The 18,538-nt window shown below is 59.2% G+C and carries 23 protein-coding genes; 12 read left to right on the top strand and 11 right to left on the bottom strand.

The genetic code is table 11. The annotated features are described in order from the left end of the window. Positions 1-433 precede the first annotated feature (433 nt). Together ACFQI8_RS13915 and ACFQI8_RS13910 are read right to left on the bottom strand one after the other, a co-directional pair. Positions 434-796, bottom strand: coding sequence for an SHOCT domain-containing protein (locus tag ACFQI8_RS13915; protein ID WP_390245765.1), 363 nt, complete (start codon positions 794-796; stop codon positions 434-436). Positions 797-854: 58 nt separating this feature from the next. Beyond that, the gene (locus tag ACFQI8_RS13910; RefSeq protein ID WP_390245763.1) at positions 855-1,151 is read right to left on the bottom strand and encodes a hypothetical protein; all 297 of its coding nucleotides are present in this window, start codon (positions 1,149-1,151) and stop codon (positions 855-857) included. A gap of 325 nt (positions 1,152-1,476) precedes the next feature. On the opposite strand from ACFQI8_RS13910, the gene ACFQI8_RS13905 reads away from it, so the two are divergent. Continuing rightward, positions 1,477-2,214, top strand: coding sequence for a DUF4396 domain-containing protein (locus ACFQI8_RS13905; RefSeq protein WP_390245761.1), 738 nt, complete (start codon positions 1,477-1,479; stop codon positions 2,212-2,214). 100 nt (positions 2,215-2,314) lie between these two features. Then, positions 2,315-3,313, top strand: a complete 999-nt coding sequence (locus ACFQI8_RS13900; protein ID WP_390245759.1) for a potassium channel family protein — start codon at positions 2,315-2,317, stop codon at positions 3,311-3,313. Between the two features lie 228 nt (positions 3,314-3,541). Here the strand turns inward: ACFQI8_RS13900 and ACFQI8_RS13895 are convergent, their stop codons facing one another. The 3 genes from ACFQI8_RS13895 to ACFQI8_RS13885 form a co-directional block, all read right to left on the bottom strand. Then, positions 3,542-4,966, bottom strand: a complete 1,425-nt coding sequence (locus ACFQI8_RS13895) for a multicopper oxidase family protein (RefSeq protein ID WP_390245757.1) — start codon at positions 4,964-4,966, stop codon at positions 3,542-3,544. A gap of 118 nt (positions 4,967-5,084) precedes the next feature. After that, a complete protein-coding gene (locus ACFQI8_RS13890) occupies positions 5,085-5,678 on the bottom strand; it encodes a helix-turn-helix transcriptional regulator (protein WP_390245755.1) in 594 nt (197 codons plus the stop codon). A gap of 132 nt (positions 5,679-5,810) precedes the next feature. Next, positions 5,811-7,214: a permease gene (locus tag ACFQI8_RS13885; RefSeq protein WP_390245753.1), complete on the bottom strand. Its 1,404-nt coding sequence runs from the start codon at positions 7,212-7,214 to the stop codon at positions 5,811-5,813. Between the two features lie 322 nt (positions 7,215-7,536). Between ACFQI8_RS13885 and ACFQI8_RS13880 the strand changes: the two genes are divergently transcribed. The 3 genes from ACFQI8_RS13880 to ACFQI8_RS13870 are packed head-to-tail and all read left to right on the top strand — an operon-like array spanning position 7,537 to position 9,316. Then, positions 7,537-7,836 carry a hypothetical protein gene (locus tag ACFQI8_RS13880; RefSeq protein WP_390245751.1) on the top strand — a complete coding sequence of 100 codons (300 nt, stop codon included), beginning with the start codon at positions 7,537-7,539 and terminating at the stop codon, positions 7,834-7,836. Positions 7,837-7,852: 16 nt separating this feature from the next. Continuing rightward, entirely contained in the window at positions 7,853-8,386 is a 534-nt protein-coding gene (locus tag ACFQI8_RS13875) for an SRPBCC family protein (RefSeq protein ID WP_390245749.1), read from the top strand. Positions 8,387-8,410: 24 nt separating this feature from the next. Further along, positions 8,411-9,316 carry a universal stress protein gene (locus ACFQI8_RS13870; RefSeq protein WP_390245747.1) on the top strand — a complete coding sequence of 302 codons (906 nt, stop codon included), beginning with the start codon at positions 8,411-8,413 and terminating at the stop codon, positions 9,314-9,316. A gap of 12 nt (positions 9,317-9,328) precedes the next feature. On the opposite strand, the gene ACFQI8_RS13865 is transcribed toward ACFQI8_RS13870, so the two are convergent. Genes ACFQI8_RS13865 through ACFQI8_RS13855 form a run of 3 tightly spaced genes read right to left on the bottom strand, consistent with a single transcriptional unit; the run spans position 9,329 to position 10,249 of the window. Further along, positions 9,329-9,604: a DUF7521 family protein gene (locus ACFQI8_RS13865; RefSeq protein ID WP_390245745.1), complete on the bottom strand. Its 276-nt coding sequence runs from the start codon at positions 9,602-9,604 to the stop codon at positions 9,329-9,331. Between the two features lie 4 nt (positions 9,605-9,608). Next, positions 9,609-9,896, bottom strand: a complete 288-nt coding sequence (locus ACFQI8_RS13860) for a DUF7521 family protein (RefSeq protein ID WP_390245744.1) — start codon at positions 9,894-9,896, stop codon at positions 9,609-9,611. Positions 9,897-9,898: 2 nt separating this feature from the next. Beyond that, a complete protein-coding gene (locus ACFQI8_RS13855) occupies positions 9,899-10,249 on the bottom strand; it encodes an ArsR/SmtB family transcription factor (RefSeq protein ID WP_058365363.1) in 351 nt (116 codons plus the stop codon). A 116-nt stretch (positions 10,250-10,365) separates the two neighbouring features. Between ACFQI8_RS13855 and ACFQI8_RS13850 the strand changes: the two genes are divergently transcribed. Next, the gene (locus ACFQI8_RS13850; protein ID WP_390245742.1) at positions 10,366-11,001 is read left to right on the top strand and encodes a plastocyanin/azurin family copper-binding protein; all 636 of its coding nucleotides are present in this window, start codon (positions 10,366-10,368) and stop codon (positions 10,999-11,001) included. A gap of 85 nt (positions 11,002-11,086) precedes the next feature. Here ACFQI8_RS13850 and ACFQI8_RS13845 read toward each other — a convergent pair whose 3' ends face one another. Continuing rightward, a complete protein-coding gene (locus tag ACFQI8_RS13845; protein WP_390245741.1) occupies positions 11,087-11,503 on the bottom strand; it encodes a hypothetical protein in 417 nt (138 codons plus the stop codon). Positions 11,504-11,767: 264 nt separating this feature from the next. Here ACFQI8_RS13845 and ACFQI8_RS13840 point away from each other — a divergent pair, with 264 nt between their 5' ends. From ACFQI8_RS13840 to ACFQI8_RS13815, 6 genes are all read left to right on the top strand, one after another. Then, on the top strand, positions 11,768-12,502 hold the full coding sequence (locus ACFQI8_RS13840; protein WP_390245739.1) for a hypothetical protein: 735 nt from the start codon (positions 11,768-11,770) through the stop codon (positions 12,500-12,502). Between the two features lie 66 nt (positions 12,503-12,568). Next, positions 12,569-15,346, top strand: a complete 2,778-nt coding sequence (acnA, locus tag ACFQI8_RS13835; RefSeq protein WP_390245737.1) for an aconitate hydratase AcnA — start codon at positions 12,569-12,571, stop codon at positions 15,344-15,346. A gap of 161 nt (positions 15,347-15,507) precedes the next feature. Continuing rightward, positions 15,508-16,062 carry a DoxX family membrane protein gene (locus ACFQI8_RS13830; protein WP_390245735.1) on the top strand — a complete coding sequence of 185 codons (555 nt, stop codon included), beginning with the start codon at positions 15,508-15,510 and terminating at the stop codon, positions 16,060-16,062. Between the two features lie 22 nt (positions 16,063-16,084). Then, the gene (locus ACFQI8_RS13825; RefSeq protein WP_390245733.1) at positions 16,085-16,798 is read left to right on the top strand and encodes a methyltransferase family protein; all 714 of its coding nucleotides are present in this window, start codon (positions 16,085-16,087) and stop codon (positions 16,796-16,798) included. A 141-nt stretch (positions 16,799-16,939) separates the two neighbouring features. Then, complete coding sequence (locus ACFQI8_RS13820) at positions 16,940-17,194, top strand: hypothetical protein (protein WP_390245731.1); 255 nt, start codon at positions 16,940-16,942, stop codon at positions 17,192-17,194. After that, the gene (locus ACFQI8_RS13815) at positions 17,191-17,490 is read left to right on the top strand and encodes a hypothetical protein (RefSeq protein WP_390245729.1); all 300 of its coding nucleotides are present in this window, start codon (positions 17,191-17,193) and stop codon (positions 17,488-17,490) included. Before ACFQI8_RS13820 ends, ACFQI8_RS13815 begins: the two co-directional genes overlap by 4 nt. Positions 17,491-17,575: 85 nt before the next feature. Here the strand turns inward: ACFQI8_RS13815 and ACFQI8_RS13810 are convergent, their stop codons facing one another. Both ACFQI8_RS13810 and ACFQI8_RS13805 read right to left on the bottom strand, forming a co-directional pair. After that, positions 17,576-18,025, bottom strand: a complete 450-nt coding sequence (locus ACFQI8_RS13810) for a hypothetical protein (RefSeq protein WP_390245727.1) — start codon at positions 18,023-18,025, stop codon at positions 17,576-17,578. Between the two features lie 11 nt (positions 18,026-18,036). After that, positions 18,037-18,538, bottom strand: a 502-nt coding sequence (locus ACFQI8_RS13805; RefSeq protein WP_390245725.1) for a DUF63 family protein, incomplete at its 5' end; no start/stop codon positions are given.

Here is an 18,538-nt window from a genome sequence, read left to right as displayed (position 1 = left end):
GAATGCACGGAGTCGTCGGCGCTCGGCAGCCTGTCTGCGTTGTTCTCGTGAGTCGATTCGAGTATTGTGTTGTGAGTGCTTCATTGTGGTGGTTGCTTTTGTCGTGACGCGCATTTCGTCTCGGTCTGTGACTGGAGTCGACGCACGCCGAGGTCTGCTCAGATCGAGTCGTCCCCGACAGAGTCGGAGAGTCCTTGTCGTCAGGTTAGCTCAGTTGCTTTTTCAACATTTTGTGTGCTCGTTCTTTGTCTCCACAATACTATGGACGATTGCACGAGGCATAACCGGCCAAGTCCGTTTGCTGACCCAGCAAATCGCCCCGTCCTTCGGGTCCACTCTCTCGTGGTCGCTGTAGCACCCCCGGAGGTGCCAGCCGGCAATACGAATGTATGTGGACGACGTGGAAGGGTACATGAATGGAGGGAGTTGATACTCACTGGGTGAGCGAGGATCGTCGGCTCTCGAACTCCTCGTCCGAGAGTTCACCCCGCGCGTAGCGCTCGCGGAGTTCGGCGAGTGCAGTATCCGACCCAGAGGTCGATTCCTCGCGGTTAATCCCGTACATGAGGAGCAGGACGAGTCCGATCAGGAGCAACGGCCAGAGGAACATTCCGCCGCCGAGCATCCCGAAGCCGCCGAGTCCGCCCATACCGCCCCAGCCACCACCCATCATACCGCCGCCGTAGCTTCCACTACCGTGGGCAGCAGCCGTTCCAGTCGCCGCGACCAACAGCGGGACAGCGAGTATCGTGAGTCGTCGAGCAGTGCGTCCGATGTGGGTGGTGAATTGCGTCATGATCGTGAGTTTGTGAGTCGTGGTGTTCTGTCGAAGCTCTCGAAACGGTCAGGGGCCGTCAGCAGTGGCCCTGCCCGTACATCCCGCCGTTGTAGCCGTCGTCAGCCATGTCTTGGCCCATCTCGTCGACGGTCACACCCATGTGCGATTCCATCCATTCGACGCTACCAGGACCCATGTGTTCGGTCATCTGCGCCTCCATCCAGGCCGCCCAGTCATCAGCGGTCCCGTCGTACGGGGGCGCGTCGTCTGCGGTCGTTCCGTTGCCGTGTGCGCTGACCACGGGGGCGGCGAACGCGAGTCCGACGATCGCGAGTGCCACGAGCAGCCAGCGGCCGATGGTGAAGTTGGTCATTGTCTTTCTCCTCGGTTAGTCGTAGGACCGCTCGGGAGTTATCACGATGGGTGTGAACCCGCGCAGGAGAACGTCCGAGAACGTGTATAGGGCGTTCTAATCGTTTTTCAGGAATAGAATCGTTCATACCCGTTGAAATCGCGGGGTTGGACTAGCCCTCCGCACTCTGATGTGGCGGCCGGGGGTCGACAAGGGCGACGCGACGCGCTTTGGAATAATAACCACAACTGCAGAAAGTGTCCCTCCCCAATTAGGTGGTGTAACGATCCATCGAGTAGCCCCCGGTAGCGCACAGCTTCGAATCGCTTCAACTATCCCGTAGACTATGCCACTCCAAGAAATCCTCACACAGGTCGAACACGCACTCGCACCGGTTCGCCATGTCATGAAACCGATCCTCTCGGACCCACTCGTAATGGGTGTCTGGGCGCTATTCGTCGTCGCGTCCGTCGGCACCCTCTGGTGGGATATCCGCGGGCGGAATCAGGCGTTGCCGTCGATGATGAAAGGCGTCTGGACGCTCGTTATCCTCTACTCCGGCCCGTTCGGCCTCGCCGTCTACTGGTACTCGGGGCGGACTCAGATCAGCAACGACTCGCTTTGGCGACGCGGCTTTCGCTCGACCGCCCACTGCTATTCGGGGTGTGGGGCCGGTGAAGTCCTCGGCTTCGCGCTCCTCGCTGGTCTGCTCGCCCTCCAGAGTACGCTCCTCGTTGCCGCAGGGACGTTCGCGCTCGCGTATCTATTCGGCTATGCCCTGACGGTCGGCCCGCTGATGCAGGAGGGCGTCGGCTTCGGCGAGGCGATGCTCGACGCGCTTTACAGTGAGGCGCCGAGCATCACCATCATGGAAATTGCCGCCATCGGGACGGACCTGCTGATCGCCAGTCAGGCCCACATCAGCGATCTGTTGTTCTGGGGCGCACTCGCGTTCTCACTATCCGTTGGGTTCGTCTTCGCGTTCCCGGTCAACGCCGTTTTGGTCCGCTTCGGGGTCAAGGAAGGCATGAAGAATCCGGCCGAGATGAGACAGAGCGGCGGACAGGCACAGGCCGCCGACTAGCGCATCTCACAAGAATGGTTCAGTCGTCACCACCATCGATGATGAACTCGCCGCCAGTCCCTGCGCGGTTTAATCCGACTTCGGGGAGAACGACAGACCAGTGAACTATCTCTACTTCGGCCTGGGCGTAGGTCTACTCATCGTGGCCGCGATCGACCTCCTGTGGACGACTCTTTGGGTCGAGGGCGGTTCGGGACCCCTGACCGCACGCCTGATGCGGAGAACGTGGAAGTTGCTACGACGCGCTGGAACCTACAGCCCTCGCATTCGGACCCTCGCCGGCCCGGTGGTTCTCGTCCTCGGGCTTGGGATGTGGATCGCCCTGCTCTGGGGCGGGTGGGTGTTCGTCTTCGCGAGTGCCGAGAACGCTCTGAGAGACACCATCGACGCGGGTCCCATCTCTTGGGCCGAGCGGTTCTATTTTGTGGGGTATTCGTTGTTCACGATGGGGAACGGTGACTTCGCTCCCAGAGATGGCCTCTGGCAGATCCTGACCGCGCTGATGACCGCCAGCGGGATGTTGCTGGTGACCCTGAGCATCACCTACGTCCTCTCCGTCCTCGACGCAGTTACGCAGAAACGCACGTTTGCACGGAACGTAAGTGGGCTTGGAACGGACGGTGAAGCGATCGTCACCACCACCTGGAACGGTGACGGATTCGACGACGTCGCGCTCCCACTCAACAGTATCACCACAGCACTGAACGAACTAACGTCTAACCACAAGGCCTACCCAATCCTGCACTACTTCTACACCGACGACCGCGAGGCCGCCGCCGTGTTGAGCGTTGCCAGTCTCGACGACGCTTTGACTCTCTGGCAGCGGGCGACGCCTGAGGAGAACCGTCCCAACGACTCGGTTCTCGAAAACGCACGGTCGAGTGTTCAGGGCTACCTCGACACGGTCAGCACGTTCGCGACGCAGTCCGACGAGCACCCGCCGCTGCCCGACCTCACCGTCCTACGCAAGGCGGGTGTCCCGACGGTGTCCGACGAGGAGTTCGACGACGTACTGGAAGAGCTGAAAGAGCGACGCCGAACCATGCATGGATTGATTCAGGCGGACGCGCGCCAGTGGCCTGGAACCCGGGAGGAGTAGTACCGACAGTTGAGCACCCACTCTCAATCATCGTTGACACACCGATCTTCATTTCGTCGCTCCACCAAGAGCGTACGTCGAGGTTCAATTGACTACTCCGTGGCAGGTGTTTGAGTATGAGCCCTGTATCAAATGCGGACGTCTTCCAGTCTCCGTAATAGGCGACGAACATGAATTTGAGTATGCGAGCAACAGTGGCTTTCGTTCGACTCGAAACTCGCTACTGAGTTACTCGACGTATCTCACGACTCGCGCCATTCCCGCATCGAGATGGTACAAATTGTGACAGTGGAACAACCACCGGCCGGGATTGTCCGCGTGGAAGTCCAGCGTCACTTGTCCCATATGTCCAGGTACGAGGACGGTGTCTTTGATAGCGTTGCCGACCTGGAAGAAGTGGCCGTGGAGGTGCATCGGATGGACGACTGGACTCTGGTTGGTCATCCGAATCCGAACGTGTTCTCCGGGGCGAATATTTAGCGGATCGGCGTCCGGATACGCCTGTCCATCGATCGTCCACGTGTAGGATTGACCGCCACCACGTGAGAGCGTCAGATCGAACGTCCGGTCGGGACGCCCGCTCACACCGTCGAGCGAGGAGATCGCTCGAAGATCGCCGTACTGCAATCGGTTATTCGAGGACGATGGAGACTGTGGGGTGCCCGAACCACCTGTGGACTCGTACTCGACGACGGCTCTGGCTGGTGGTTCGTTCCCGTCGAGTGCGTCCGCCTGAACGAACCATCTACCCGGATTCGTCGCTTCGACCACGGCGTCGTATCGCTCGCCGGCACCGAAGACGAACGAATCTGCGTCGACGGGTTCGACGGGTCGGCCATCGGCGTGGGTCACCGTCATCTCGTGGCCGGCGATCCGTACACCGAAAACCGTCGCACTGGAAGCGTTCACGAACCGGAAGCGTATCCGCTCGCCCTCGGTTACGTCGAACGTCTGGGGGTCCTCGGGGAGGCGACCGTTGATCAGGAGTCCCTCGTATGGCGGTCGAACATCGCCCATCATCCCGCCTCCCCCACCCATTCCACCGCCGCCCATCCCACCGTCCGACGGGAGGCGTGGCTCTCCGGGGAGGTAATCGTCGACGACGACGACGTACTCGCGGTCGTACTCGACGTGTGGGTCGGGTTCTTCCACGATCAGTGGACCGAGCAATCCCCGGTCGAGCTGGAGGCCGACGTGGCTGTGATAGAAGTACGTCCCGGCGGGTTCGGCACGAAACGTGTAGGTGAACGCGTCGCCGGAAGCGATCGGTTCTTGAGTCACGTTCGGCACGCCGTCGATCGGATTTGGGACGGGAACCCCGTGCCAGTGAACCGTCGTCTCCTCCTGGAGATCATTAGTTAGTTCGACGCGGAGTACGTCACCCTCCTGCACGCGCAGCTCCGGTCCCGGAAATTGCCCTTCGTACATCCAGTTGGTCGTCGATGTATCGGGCGCTGGTCGAATCGTCCCGGACGCCGCGGTAAGGCTGACGGATGTATCTGGCTCGGCCGTGACGGTTGAGCGTGGCGTCACCTCACGACCACCGTCATCGCCGGTGCCCGGTAGCTGACCGGCACAGCCCGCGAGCGCTCCGAGAGTAGATGCGCCCGTCAACTGAAGAAGCCTGCGGCGGGAGAATCCTGTGGAGGTCATTTCCCTTGTTTTCGTGGTCGGCGGGTATAGGCCTCGCGCTGAAGGAGGGTCATACGACCATCGCTCGGTTCAATTTCAGCACCCCGGTGAATGGTTCTGAATCGGCGGAAATGGGCCGCTAGTTCATCTGCTTCTCTTGTAGGTTGTCACTCGGATAGATGCGATACGTCCGCCCTTGGCGCTCGCGGTACAACAGGCCGCGTTTCTCGAGAGCGCTGACCGTCTGGCTCACCTTGCTCTTTGAGAAGTCCGAGCGATCCCGTAATTCGATTTGCGTGATGCCGGGCGAGGAGATGACTGGTTCGAGGATACGGCGTTCATCATCTGGCAAGAGGTCCAACACGCGAACCTGCGGCTGAGACTCTGGATTGATGGCCCCAGTTGGCTGGGTGACCCCCTCCGGTGATTCGGCGCTCTCAGGGCCGGTCGGCTTAGCCATCTCATTCTGTGAGCGGACGGTTACGTCTGTGCTGGTGACCTCATCCCGAATCACGAGATACCCCCCACCGATGACAGCCGAGACGAGGAAGGTTCCGAGGACGTACCAGAGTGGATTCGTTCCGTGAACGGACCCCATCGACGTGCCCATCATCGATCCCATCTGGTCGAAAGCCTGCTGTTGCTGATATGCTTGCCAGCTAAGCACACCGCCGCCAACGAGGACGGCGGCGACCAAGCCACCGACCACTGTATCGGCTCGCCGCCGATTCATGTTCCCCACCTCGATCCACCGAGATACCTGCTCATGCATAAGAGTGTGCGAGACATTGCTGTACCAGTTTTGATTGGCCAACGAAATACCCGGTGCTGCCTCGCCGCGATACTTGGTATCGGGACATAGCGGTCAGTGATGTTCATGGCTCTGGGAAGACCCCGTCTCTGATACCTGTGGGTGATGCTGTGCAAATTCGGAGGGGCGCTTCTCGAACGATCGCTTGCACCGATTCGAACAGAAGTAGTACGTCTCGCCGTCGTGGGTGAGACTCGGCCCGCTCTCCTCGGTTCGCATCCCACAGACCGGATCGCGGTACTGCCCAGGCGCACCGAGTCCCCGCCGGTAGACGTAGAGGAGGAATCCCGAAAGGGCGAAGGCGATTACGTTGAGGTAGAACGTGTAGTTGAGCTCGAAGTACGTCTGGTCGGAGGCCGTCTGCCCGCCAGCGAGGTTCGGGATGATTCCGAGGGTGGCGAACAGCTCCTCCATGAGAAAGCCCGTGAAGGCCATCGTCACGAAGAACACGCCGAGGATGTAGAGCATCACCGTCCAGCCGTAGTACTTGCGGTAGACGTTGAGGACGGGAATCGTGATGAGGTCGGCGTAGACGAACGCGATGACGCCCGCAAAGCTGACGCCACCCCCCCATAACGCGACGGCGAACGGGACGTTGCCAATGCTCCCAACGAAGCTAATGATGGCAATCGTCACGCCCATAATCGCGTTCTCTGCGCTCACGAACAGGCTGTCACCCTTCAGGAAGAGCGTATTCCACACCCACTGTGGAACGAAGACGATGACGAAGCCCGAGATGAGAAAGCCTCCGACGACGTCCTTCCAGATCATCGACCATTCTTTACGGTACTGGTTGCCGACTTTGTACCAGCCGCCCCACGAGAGGAGCTCGTCACGCCAGCCACCGCTACTCGCAATTTCCTGCTCATACGTCTCCCTACAGCCCGCAGAACAGAATTTCAACGATTCACCACCATCGGTCACGATCGAAAATTCGTCTGTACCTTCCATCCCGCAGGTCGGGTCTTCGGTGATGCCCTGTTCCTGATCGTGCTGACTCAGCTCCTCCCGGACCTCTTCGAAGAGGTTCTCCGGAAGCGTCAGGTGGACGATGAGCGCCATCACGGCGATGAGAAGGACGCCACCGAGGAGTTCGGCGACAAGGAACTCCCAGCCGAGGAGAAGCAGGATCATCAGGCCGAGTTCGATGATGAGATTCGTCGAGGCGAACATGAACGCGAGGACGTTCACGACGGCCGCCCCTTTCTTGAACAACCCTTTGCCGATGGCGACCGCGCCGAAGCTACAGCCGCTACTCGCAGCGCCGAAGACCGTCGCCTTCGTGAGGCCACTCAGGCTCTCTTCTCCGAGGACTTTGGCCATCTGTTCCTTCGAGACGTAGACCTGCACGAGACTCGTGATGACGAGCCCCATGATGATCGCCCACGCCGCCGTCCAGAGGAAGCCGACGCCGATCCGCAACGACTCGAGGATTCCGTCGACGAGGGCGGCTTGCATATCTAGACTATCGCAGCCATCTGTTTTGTTAATTGTTCTTAAGAAACCGCGGCAGGGTGCGGAGTAAATCTTGTATTCAAAGGTGATTCTTGCTATCAGTTGTGGTCATTCGTTCGAGGACTGCGTTCGGGCACATCAGTTTTTGCGTGTCACTGATTCCAGTCGGTGGTTGCTCCGTGGTGTTCTGACGGACCGGGCACACAGATATGGGGGTTGTACCGCTGTTTCCCCCACGATATTCTTACTCCGTGTTACCAAGGGATACTCTCTCTTTCGAATTGTAAGAGAAATCCGAATAAAGGAGTAGAGCGTATCTCTAGTCATGAGCACTACTACCACAAACCAAGACGCGCACGAAATGGACTCCACGACCAACGTGATGCATCTCGATTCGTTGGCACTGGCGGGCGCAGCAGCAGTCGTCTCTGCCATCGCGATGCTCCTGCTCGGTGTGTTCGGAGCGATCGGCGTCTACGAGGGCGCAGTCGAAGCGATGGAGCAGTGGCACCTGTTCTTCGAACCGACCGTCGTCGGGACTGTGGCGGGCATGGTCGAGGCAGCGGTGATCAGCTTCGTCTTGCTGTACGCCTTCGCGTGGCTGTACAACGCCTTCGCATCATAAATCAGGGAGTCAATCCATGTACGTCACCGACAAAGCCGAAATCGTCATCGACGCATCGCCCGAGGAGATATGGGAGTACGTAACCGATCCAGTCCATTGGACGGCGTCGAACCCCGAGGAACACTACGGACTTGAGTACGACACGCCCGACAACCGTCCCCGAGAGGGCGCAACGTTCCACCAGGCCGAAGAGGTCGCCGGGATGTACGCCGACCTGCATGGCCGATTCCAGTATATCGACCATCCCAACGTGGCGGTCTGGGCGGGGACGGCGTACTACCCGCTCCTTCGAGGACTCGTCACCGTTCGGATTCCCGAAGGAGGGACCATCCGACTCGAAGAGACTGAAGACGGGACTCGGATGTCGCACGCCGTCTGGATGGACTTCCCGAACAATCGTCGTGGCCAGCTGCTAAAGCAGCTCTTCACCACCGTTCTCGACGGCAAGGCCAAGCTCTACGACCACACCAACAAGGAACTCGTCTTCTTCAAAGAACGCATCGAGTCGACAGCCCCTGAGCCGCCAATACCGACGGACGAGAGTCCGTAGCAAAATCAACGCGCACATCCAACTATGTACTCAGACATCCTCATACCAACCGATGGAAGCGATAACGTCGAGCCCGCAATCCAGTATGGGCTTGACCTCGCTCGCCGATACGACGCAACCGTCCACGCCCTCCACGTTGTCGACAGTTCGCCGATCGAACGGAAGCTGGAACTGACCGCGCTGGAAACCGACCTAGAGACGCTCCCGGATACGTGGTACGACGCTGGTGATACCGCCACTCAAGAGATCGCAACTCGAGCCGCAGAACATGGCCTCGATGCGGTAACTGAGGTGCGCCGTGGTATTCCAGCTCGCGAGATTGTGTCCTACATCACCGACACCGGGATTGACCTCATCTGTATGGGGACACGGGGACATACTGGTCTGGAACGAGTCCTGCTCGGCAGTGTAACGACCCGAATCGTTCGCACTGTCGATATTCCCGTTCTCAGCGTCAAGCCAAAGCCGATGAAGGTGAGGTCGGAATCCGAGATTCGAGATGGTTTTGAGGATATCCTCGTTCCGACTGACGGGAGTAAACCTGCACGAGAGGCCGTCAATCACGCTCTTGGTCTGGCTCGGACCCACGATGCGACACTTCATGCCCTCTACGTCGTCGATAGCGGGGCCTACTCGTCTCGCCCGGGATGGACGTGGGACGAACTGCAGCAAGTCCTGGAGCAAAACGGGGAGACTGTCGTAGAAGACGTCCAATCGCAGGCGGCTGCCAAGGGTGTTTCAGTCACTGCTGAGATTGCCCACGGCGTTCCTCATCAGGCAATAGGGGAGTACTGCGACCAGCACGAGATCGACCTCGTCGTGATGGGGACACACGGACGATCCGGCCTTTCACGACAGCTCATCGGAAGTGTGACCGAACGGGTTCTCCGGAACTCGGATGAGCCAGTTTTGACCATTCGAGGAGTGTAGACGCGGCTTGAGCTACCGGCGAAGCGAGACGAGAAGAACCACGAATCCGAGCCCGATAGCGACCGATTCGATGATGTGGACAAGAGCGAGATCGAGCCCCCCGAACTCAAACAGCACTCCTTCGATGAACACACCGAGGGTGATGATTCCAAATCCAGCTGCAGCGTTTCGCATATAGTACGTACCCGTTCGTCGATACGCCTCGAAACTGTAGTACGTGATCAGAATACCGAGTGCGAGCACGAGCAATCGAACGCCGATCAGAACCGCCGTCGTTGTCGCGACCACCCGATTAGTCCTCCATCTCCTTGGTGTCGCGTCCGTATAGCGCGTACAGGACACTGAGCATACCGACAGCGACGATGATGGTCGCTACCGTGCCCGAGTCGGAGAGTGTGAGTCCGACGATGTCGAACAGGAGACCCTCGATGACTGCACCGAAACTGATGAAGACGAAGCCAATCGCGACATAGAGCATCGGTCGGCTGTGACTCCGGCGGTAGCCCCGGTATGCCTGATAGGCGATCAGGAATCCCAGAACCATTGTAACGAGCTTTGCGACGATGAGTCCAGGGTGCATAGTTATTCGTTCCTCATTGTATCCCAAATGCGCGTAAAGCGGTCGGCGGCGTCTTCTCGAAGTTCGATACGGACGTCGAATCCAGACTCGAGGAGCTGTACCTCAACACGGTCGAGCTGGGCTTCGTATTCGCTGTAGTGGTGACCGTCCGGATCGACGTGCGTTCGCTCGATAAGCAGGTCGTACTCCAGTAGCGTATTGACTCGCCTGGAAACTGTCGAGACTGACATGTCACACTCTTCGCTGAGTTCCTTAGCAGACATCTGTTTTCGGCGAGTCGCCTCGAGGATCGCGCGTGCGTAGTCGTCTTCCAGGATTTCGAGGATCCCCGAGATGTCCCGCTCTTCACTCACAGTCCGTGTTGTTGGTAAAGAGTATATAAAGAAACGCCGATTTGCTGACCCAGCAAATCTGCTTCCCGGACTATATCTCTCGAGTGTGTCTGTTCACGTGTAAGGTGACTGATTCCATGACCGACTCACTCTCGCGTCGACGGATGCTCCAACTGACTGGCGGTGCGGCAGCCGTTGGACTCGCCGGTTGCACTGGAACGCAGAACAACGACGGCGGAGCGGAAAACGGATCGCCAACTGAGAGTGGACACGACGACACCACCACGGAATCCGGACACAGCGACGACGAGGACGACCACGACGAGGCAGTCGGCGCACCCGCGGATACGGCCGAGGTGCGGATGATCACCGAGGACGGCGGATACCACTTCGAGCCGCACGTCGTGCGCGTCAACGTCGGTGGTACCGTCACCTGGAACAACGAGAGCGGTAGTCACTCGACGACTGCCTACCACTCCGACAACGACCAGCCCCAGCTCGTCCCCGACGGCGCAGCCGCGTGGGACAGCGGTATCCTCTCCGAACAGGGCGCAACGTTCGAACACACGTTCGAGACCGAGGGTGTCTACCACTACTACTGCACGCCTCACGAGAGCCTCGGAATGCTCGGGAGCGTCATCGTCGGCGAACCGGATCCCCACGAGCAGGTCGCCTTGGAAGACCCGCCGGCTGACAAGCCCGAGCGCGTTCGCGAGAAGCTCGAAGAATTGAACGGGATGGTCAGCACAGCTCTCGGCGACGACCACGAGTGAACACGCGTCGTTGCGTCCATGGGTAATCGGTAGCTGACACGCGATTTTTGCGCGCTGAATCCTTCTCGTGTTTCTGTTTGTTCGACTAGGCGAGTATATTGTATCCGACGTGTGCAAGTGCGAGGCCGAGATAGCCGAGTACGAGCAGCGTCACGGTTCGCCGAGAGAGCGACGGGATTCCGATCGGTTCGTTTCCGTGAATCCGTTCTCCGAGCGCGTAAACGAACCGCCCGGCGAGCAGCGCAAACGGGAGATGTACGAACACCAGCGGCAGGAACAGCGAATCGAACCGGACCGTCGCCTCCAATTGCGCCAAGTACTCGAGTTTGAGCAGTACCTCGAGTCCGGCGACGGTGAATCCGGACGTCACGGTAGCGAACAGTCCTTCGGTTTTCGAGAGGAGTCGTCCCCGCCAGTAACTCCAGCCGTAGAACGTGAGAATCAGTGGGAGGAAGCGAACGAGTGCTTCCTCGACGAGTCCGACCAGTAGTGTCCACGTCATGTTCGTCGTCGTCTGAAACAGAGCGAGTTCGAGCAAATAGGCGACCCAGACACCGACACCGGTCACGAATGCGCTCACGACTGTGATGCCAACGAGTGACCGATATCGCCGCGTCATATTTCACGAGGGGACGTATACCGATACTCGGAGCGCGGCCGGCATAGGCGTACCCGTTCCGGAGGGACGTCGTCCCTCGAAGAGGCTTTATTACTGTGTGACTGTTAGTCAATACCACGACTTTCGATAGGCCCATAGTACAGTATCATGGCTTCCGACGACCACACCGCGACCCAGCTCCCTTCCGATTCGGAAAGCGATGTCATCAGTCGGATCGAAGATGGTCTCCTGTCACGGCGGGGATTCCTTGTCGGACTCGCCACCGGTAGTGTCGGAGGTGCTGGAGCAGTTCTCGGTCTCACACGCTCCGGCGAGGGGTTTCAATCGCTGGCGACGCTTGCCGGTGGGACGACGCTTCCCGCCAGGGTGCAGTATTATCTTCCAGCAGTCGATTCGTCTGGCGAGGGCCTCATACTCCCCGTCGAGTTTGCGTTTTCGGAGGGAGATGGTGAGTTGTTTGTCGATGTGGGCAACGTTGAGGTTCGTCACGATTTACAGCTCGCACTCCGGGAGACGACGGAGACGGCGACGCGTCTCACTGGCCGTTCGCTCGCCGGAACGTCGATACGAGTCACGTTCGATCCTCCTGACTCAGACACACTCGCACTCGTCGGCAAAAGCTGGGAAGCTGGCCTCACGGTCGCACTAGTCGCTAGCCTTCGGAGACAGTCCCCTCCACGAACGACGCTGATCACGGGCATTGTGAACGACGAAGGCGTGTTGCTTCCCGTCGGTGAAATCGAAGCGAAGGCCCGTGCAGCGCGAGCATTCGGAGCGACGGAACTGATCGTTTCTGAGGGCAGTTCGTCTGACGTGACGGTTCAGGGGATTCGTGTCGTCGAGGTCGCGTCGATCAGGGATGCACTCGATCGTATATTGTGACCGTCCACAACGTCACCCCGTCCATAGGGGAGACAATTCAATAGCCAGGTCACCGTAGGACAAGGTATGAACGAACCGTCTCCATTCGACGCAATCCGCGAATTCGAGTTCGACGGCACGTCCTACAAGATGGCCGATCTCACAGTCCTCGAAGACGAGGGTCTCTGTGAACTCGATCGGCTCCCCGTCAGTATCCGCGTGCTCCTCGAGTCCGTTCTCCGCAACGTCGACGGGGAGACGATAACCGCCGAGGACGTTCGCAATGCCGCCTCGTGGGAACCCGAGGTACCAAACGTCGAACTCCCGTTCACGCCGTCCCGAGTCGTTCTGCAGGACCTCACCGGTGTCCCTGCGGTAGTCGATCTCGCAGCGCTCCGATCGGCGGTCGACCGAAAAGGACGGGATCCCGCGCTCGTCGAACCCGAGGTCCCCATCGACCTCGTGATCGACCACAGCGTGCAGGTCGACTACTTCGGAAGCGAGGATGCCTACGAGAAGAACGTCGAACTCGAGTACGAGCGCAACAGCGAACGGTATCGAGCGCTCAAGTGGGCACAGCAGGCATTCGACGACTTCCGCGTCGTGCCGCCAGGAACGGGCATCGTCCACCAGGTGAATCTCGAATACCTCGGACAGGTCGTCCACGCCCGCGAGCAAGACGGCGAAAACTGGCTGTTGCCGGACACGCTCGTGGGGACGGACAGCCACACGCCGATGATCGGCGGCATCGGCGTCGTCGGCTGGGGTGTCGGCGGCATTGAAGCTGAAGCCGCGATGCTCGGCCAGCCGGTCACAATGAAACTCCCCGAGGTCGTCGGCGTCCGCCTCACGGGCGAACTCCCGGAAGGCGCGACCGCGACCGACCTCGTCCTTCACGTCACTGAGCAGCTCCGGGAGGTCGGCGTCGTCGACCGGTTCGTCGAATTCTTCGGCCCTGGCGTGGCGAACCTGACTGTTCCGGATCGGGCGACCATCGCGAATATGGCGCCCGAACAGGGCTCGACCATCAGTATGTTCCCCGTCGACGAGGCGACGCTCGACTACCTCGAACTCACGGGCCGCGACGAGAAGCACATCGAACTCGTCCGCGAATATCTCGACGCACAGGGACTATTCGGTGAACAGAATCCCGAGTACACCGACACGGTCGAACTCGATCTCTCGACGATCACTCCCAGCCTCGCCGGGCCGAAACGCCCCCAAGATCGCGTCCCGATGGGCGACATGAAGACGCACTTCCGGGGACTGGTCCACGGCGAATTCGAGGACGAACTCGACGACGTTGATGAGGAAGCAATCACCCGATGGCTCGGCGAGAGCAGCGCTTCCGATGATCGACCTGATCCCGATCTTCCGGAGCCGGACGTCGGCGACCTCAATGACCGAGTCAAAGTCGACGTGAACAGCGAGTCGACCGAGATCGGGCACGGCAGTGTCGTCGTCAGCGCCATCACCAGTTGTACGAACACGTCGAACCCGTCTGTGATGCTCGCGGCGGGGCTGCTCGCCCGCAACGCCGTCGAACGTGGGCTCGACGTCCCGGCATACGTCAAAACGAGTCTTGCACCGGGAAGTCGGGTCGTCACCGAATACCTCGAAGAATCGGGACTACTTCCCTATCTGGAAGACCTCGGCTACAACGTCGTCGGCTACGGCTGTACGACCTGCATCGGAAACGCTGGGCCGCTTCCCGAGGCCATCGAACGCGCGATCGACGCCGAGGATCTCTGGACGACGAGCGTCCTCTCTGGCAACCGAAACTTCGAGGCACGCATCCACCCGAAGATCCAGGCAAACTACCTCGCCAGTCCGCCGCTCGTGGTCGCCTACGGTCTCGCAGGGCGCATGGATATCGATCTCGAACACGATCCGCTCGGCACTGACGATGACGGCAATCCGGTCTATCTCTCGGACATCTGGCCCAATACCGACGAGATCCACACGGCAGTCCACGACAGTGTCGATTCCTCGATGTTCAAAGAGAAGTACGCCGAAGTGTTCGAAGGTGACGAGCGCTGGGAGGCACTCAATGCGCCGACCGGTGACGTCTACGAGTGGGACGACGCCTCGACGTACATCCGCGAGCCGCCCTTTTTCAAGGACTTCCCGCTGGAGAAACCGGGCGTCACAGACATTGAGGACGCTCGTACGCTGATGCTGCTCGGTGATACGGTCACGACCGACCACATCAGCCCAGCGGGCCCGTTCTCTCGAGAGCAACCAGCCGGTGAGTGGCTCGTCGAACAGGGCGTCGAACCCCACGAGTTCAACACGTACGGCGCTCGCCGGGGCAACCACGAGGTGATGATGCGCGGCACCTTCGCCAACGTCCGCATCGAGAACGAGATGCTCGACGATGTCGAGGGGGGATACACGGTTCATCAGCCGACGGGCAAACAGACGACCGTCTTCGAAGCGAGTCAGCGCTATCGAGAGGACGATACGCCCCTCGTCGTGTTCGCCGGCGAGGAGCTCGGCACCGGATCGAGCCGCGACTGGGCCGCAAAGGGGACTGATCTCTTGGGCGTTCGCGCAACCATCGCCGAGAGCTACGAACGCATCTTCCGCGATAACCTCGTCGGGATGGGCGTCCTCCCGCTCCAGTTCGCCGACGGCGACTCATGGGAGTCTCTCGATCTCGACGGATCGGAGAATATCCTGATCCACGGCCTCGACGACGGCCTGAGTATGAACGACGAACTTACTGTCGTCGCTGAACGATCTGACGGATCGACCGTTGAATTCCCAGTCACTGCCCAGATTAGTACACCGGCTGCTGTTCGATACGTCGAAAACGGCGGTATTCTCCATCTTGTTCTTCGTCGGCTACTCACCCAAGAGTAGCTGCGACGTTCCATTTCTCTCACTTCAACGTGCGACGGTTCTGTCGCTCTTCGAAGAGTGGCCTTCGCCACGAACTACTGATTGCCGAAGAGCTTGTACGCCCCACCAAAATCGGTAGGGGACGCGTAGCTATATATGACGTTGACGAATCACTCTGTAGTATGTCATCACAGGAAGTCACGCTAGAAAGCACAATTGGCGGCTTCACGGCGAGCGGGAAGATCCACACCTTAAGCGTCTGGTTTATCCTCGCGCTTCGGTTGATGATGGGGATTGCGTTCTTCCAGAGTGGACTTGACAAGGTTCTCTCGGGGAGTTTTAGTGCCGGTGGATATCTCACGGGGGCCGTTCCGAACAGCGGGAGTCCGCTTGCAGATTTGTTCGTCTCGATCGGGAACACGCCGTGGTTCGTCGACTTCGTGAACGTCGCAGTGCCGTGGGGTGAGCTGCTTATCGGCCTCGGTCTGTTATTCGGCGCGCTCACTCGCCTCGCTGCGTTCTGGGGGGCGTTTATGATGCTCATGTTCTACTTCGGGAACTGGGACATCGCACATGGCTACATCAACGGCGATTTCGCATACATGCTCGTGTTCCTCTCTGTCGCTGCGTTCGGGGCCGGGCGGATACTCGGCCTCGATGCATATATCGAACAGTACGAGGTCGGTGGCGTGCCGCTGGTCGAACGGTATCCATGGACTCGATATCTTCTCGGATGAGTAAATGTAGTCTCGTGAGATAATGCCCTATAGAATACCTCGAAGCGTCGGTGGTGCGTCAGCAATAGACGTCTCCCTCACGAACCCTGTTGCCTGGGGCCTCGCATTAATCGTCATCGTCGTGGTGTCCTGGTTCTTCTACCGGTATTTCGCGCCGGACAGCTGGCGTGAGTGGGTCGGGGCGGGCGTCGTTCAAGCGTTCATCATCGCACTGTATGCAGAGATGTACGGATTTCCGCTCACGATCTATCTGCTGGTCCGGTTTTTCGGACTAGATCGCGAGTACGTCAGCACCAATCTCTGGTCTACACTGGTCGGTTTCGGCGAGACGGGTATGTTCGTATCAATGCTACTCGGCTATGCGGTGGCGTTCGTCGGCATCGGCCTGTTTGCTCAAGGGTGGCGGCAGGTCTATCGGGCCCGGCAGGACAATCGACTGGTCACAGACGGGCTATACAGGTACGTTCGCCATCCACAATACACCGGTCTGTTCATTGCCCTGTTCGGCGAGGGGATCATTCACTGGCCGACGATTTTTTCGGTCGGTCTGTTCCCACTTGTGATCGTGGTTTTCACGTGGCTTGCAAGGAGGGAAGAGCGCGACATGATCAATAAATTCGGTGAGGACTACCAAACCTATCAGCGTGAAGTGCCGATGTTTCTCCCTCAAAGAGATCATTGGCGAGATATTGTGACCGAGTCTCGTAGCAGCGGTGATAATATTGAAGACCCTTGACTTAGTTGAGATTTGATTAGAGCCAATCCGCACTCAATGGGGAGCATATCTGACTATGGATAACAGACTTGTGGACGGGTGACGTGGCTCCTCTATATGCCCACCTCCCCTGACGATGTGTTCCTAACCGGACTTATTCTCATGAGTACCGCCTACACAGCTATCAGAACACCCTCAATCTGGCGACAGTATAAGGGTATATACGGTCGACTGATTGTGGGAGTGCCGCTTGCGGGCCTACTGTTCGGAATCGCTCACGTCGCAATTCTCACACCGCTTCCGCACGGCCTTATAGCCACGATTGAAACGGGGGCTATCATCGGTGTCGCGGCCGTGATAGGCGTTCTCGGATACATTCACCCGAGACTGAAACACTCGGGGTGTGGAACGCAATGAACCCACTACTGCCTTCGTTGCTCTCGATACTCGTCGCCGGTGGACTTGCGCTTTGGTGTTACGTACTGCTCTACCGGGACACTGTACTAGTGATTCAGCGCCCGCTGTTTTTCAGGATCGGTCTGGGGGCGCTCTGTGCTGTTGGTGTCGGAGCGAGCACACTGCTGGTGACGTGGATTCCGACGCATCTGGTTCACGCCGTCTTCGCGGTGTCGATCGCTGCAGCGGTTCACAGTGTCCACGAAGGTCTACACCCAGACACCGAGGCATGGTTTTACTCGCTCTTCCGAACCTAAGCGTCTATCCTTGAGACACCAAGAAACGGTGTAGAGCCGAATGAAGATTATCCCAAGAGACGGGTGGTCGGTAGGACTCTCTGGCTTACATTCCCGACCCGCTACTGGAGCGGTTCATCATGATGGTCCCACTGATCAACATCAGGATCGCGAGTGCGACCATTCCGAGGTCCCACCCCATACCGGCGGTCATCGTCGATCCCATGCCACCGGTCATTCCGCCATCCATTCCGGACCCCATACCACTTCCCATTCCCCAGTTTGCGCTGCCGGTAACACCGACCAGCGCCTGGTTGAGCAACATCACGAGCGAGTAGCCGATCATCAGCGGTCCGCTCGCGTTTCCAAGCCGATCCGCGTACGGCGTCAGCAGGACGACGCCGTGGACGACTACGATGATGCCGAGGAGCGCCATGAGGAGTCCGCTGTTCGAGCCCATCATCCCGGTGCCACCAGTCGCTGAGATCAGCGAGTAGACTCCCGAGACGAGTGCGATTGCCGCGCCGTACTGTCGGGTCGTAGCGGTTGTGTTCATCGAATCCATTGTCAGACTCCGAGCATCATCCGAAGTGACCCGCGGACGCCCATCGGGAGTCCGATCGCCCCGATGAAGAACGTCATGAGCCACCACCAGGTGTGGTTCATTTCGTCTTTCGCGTCCGCGAGGTACCACACGATTCCGCCGGTCACGAGGAGTTTGAGGACGAACGTCGATCCGGCGAATCCGGTCGCCTGGTACACGAGATTCGTGACGACCAGCTTGGGGGAATAGCCGAGGAACGTGACGCCAATGAGATTCTGCGCCGCATCCCACAGCTGACCGAAGACGGCCAGCAGGAACAACGGGTGTCGAAGGTGTGCGACATCGATGACGCTCGCTCCCCAGTAGTAGAGCGCGGTCACGCCGAGGGCAATCCCCGTCGTCGCGACCGGCACCCACAGACGGAGAGGAGCCGATGTCGAGAGCCCGTACCAAAATGCCCATCCGATGGCTCCGACAGCCCAGACCGACCCGACGAGTCCGACCGTCGACGGGATGGACCCAATA

The organism is Haloferax chudinovii (assembly GCF_042663345.1).
GTDB lineage: Archaea > Halobacteriota > Halobacteria > Halobacteriales > Haloferacaceae > Haloferax > Haloferax chudinovii.
The sequence above is the reverse complement of the archived record's forward strand: the minus strand, read 5'-3'. Positions and strand labels throughout refer to the sequence as shown.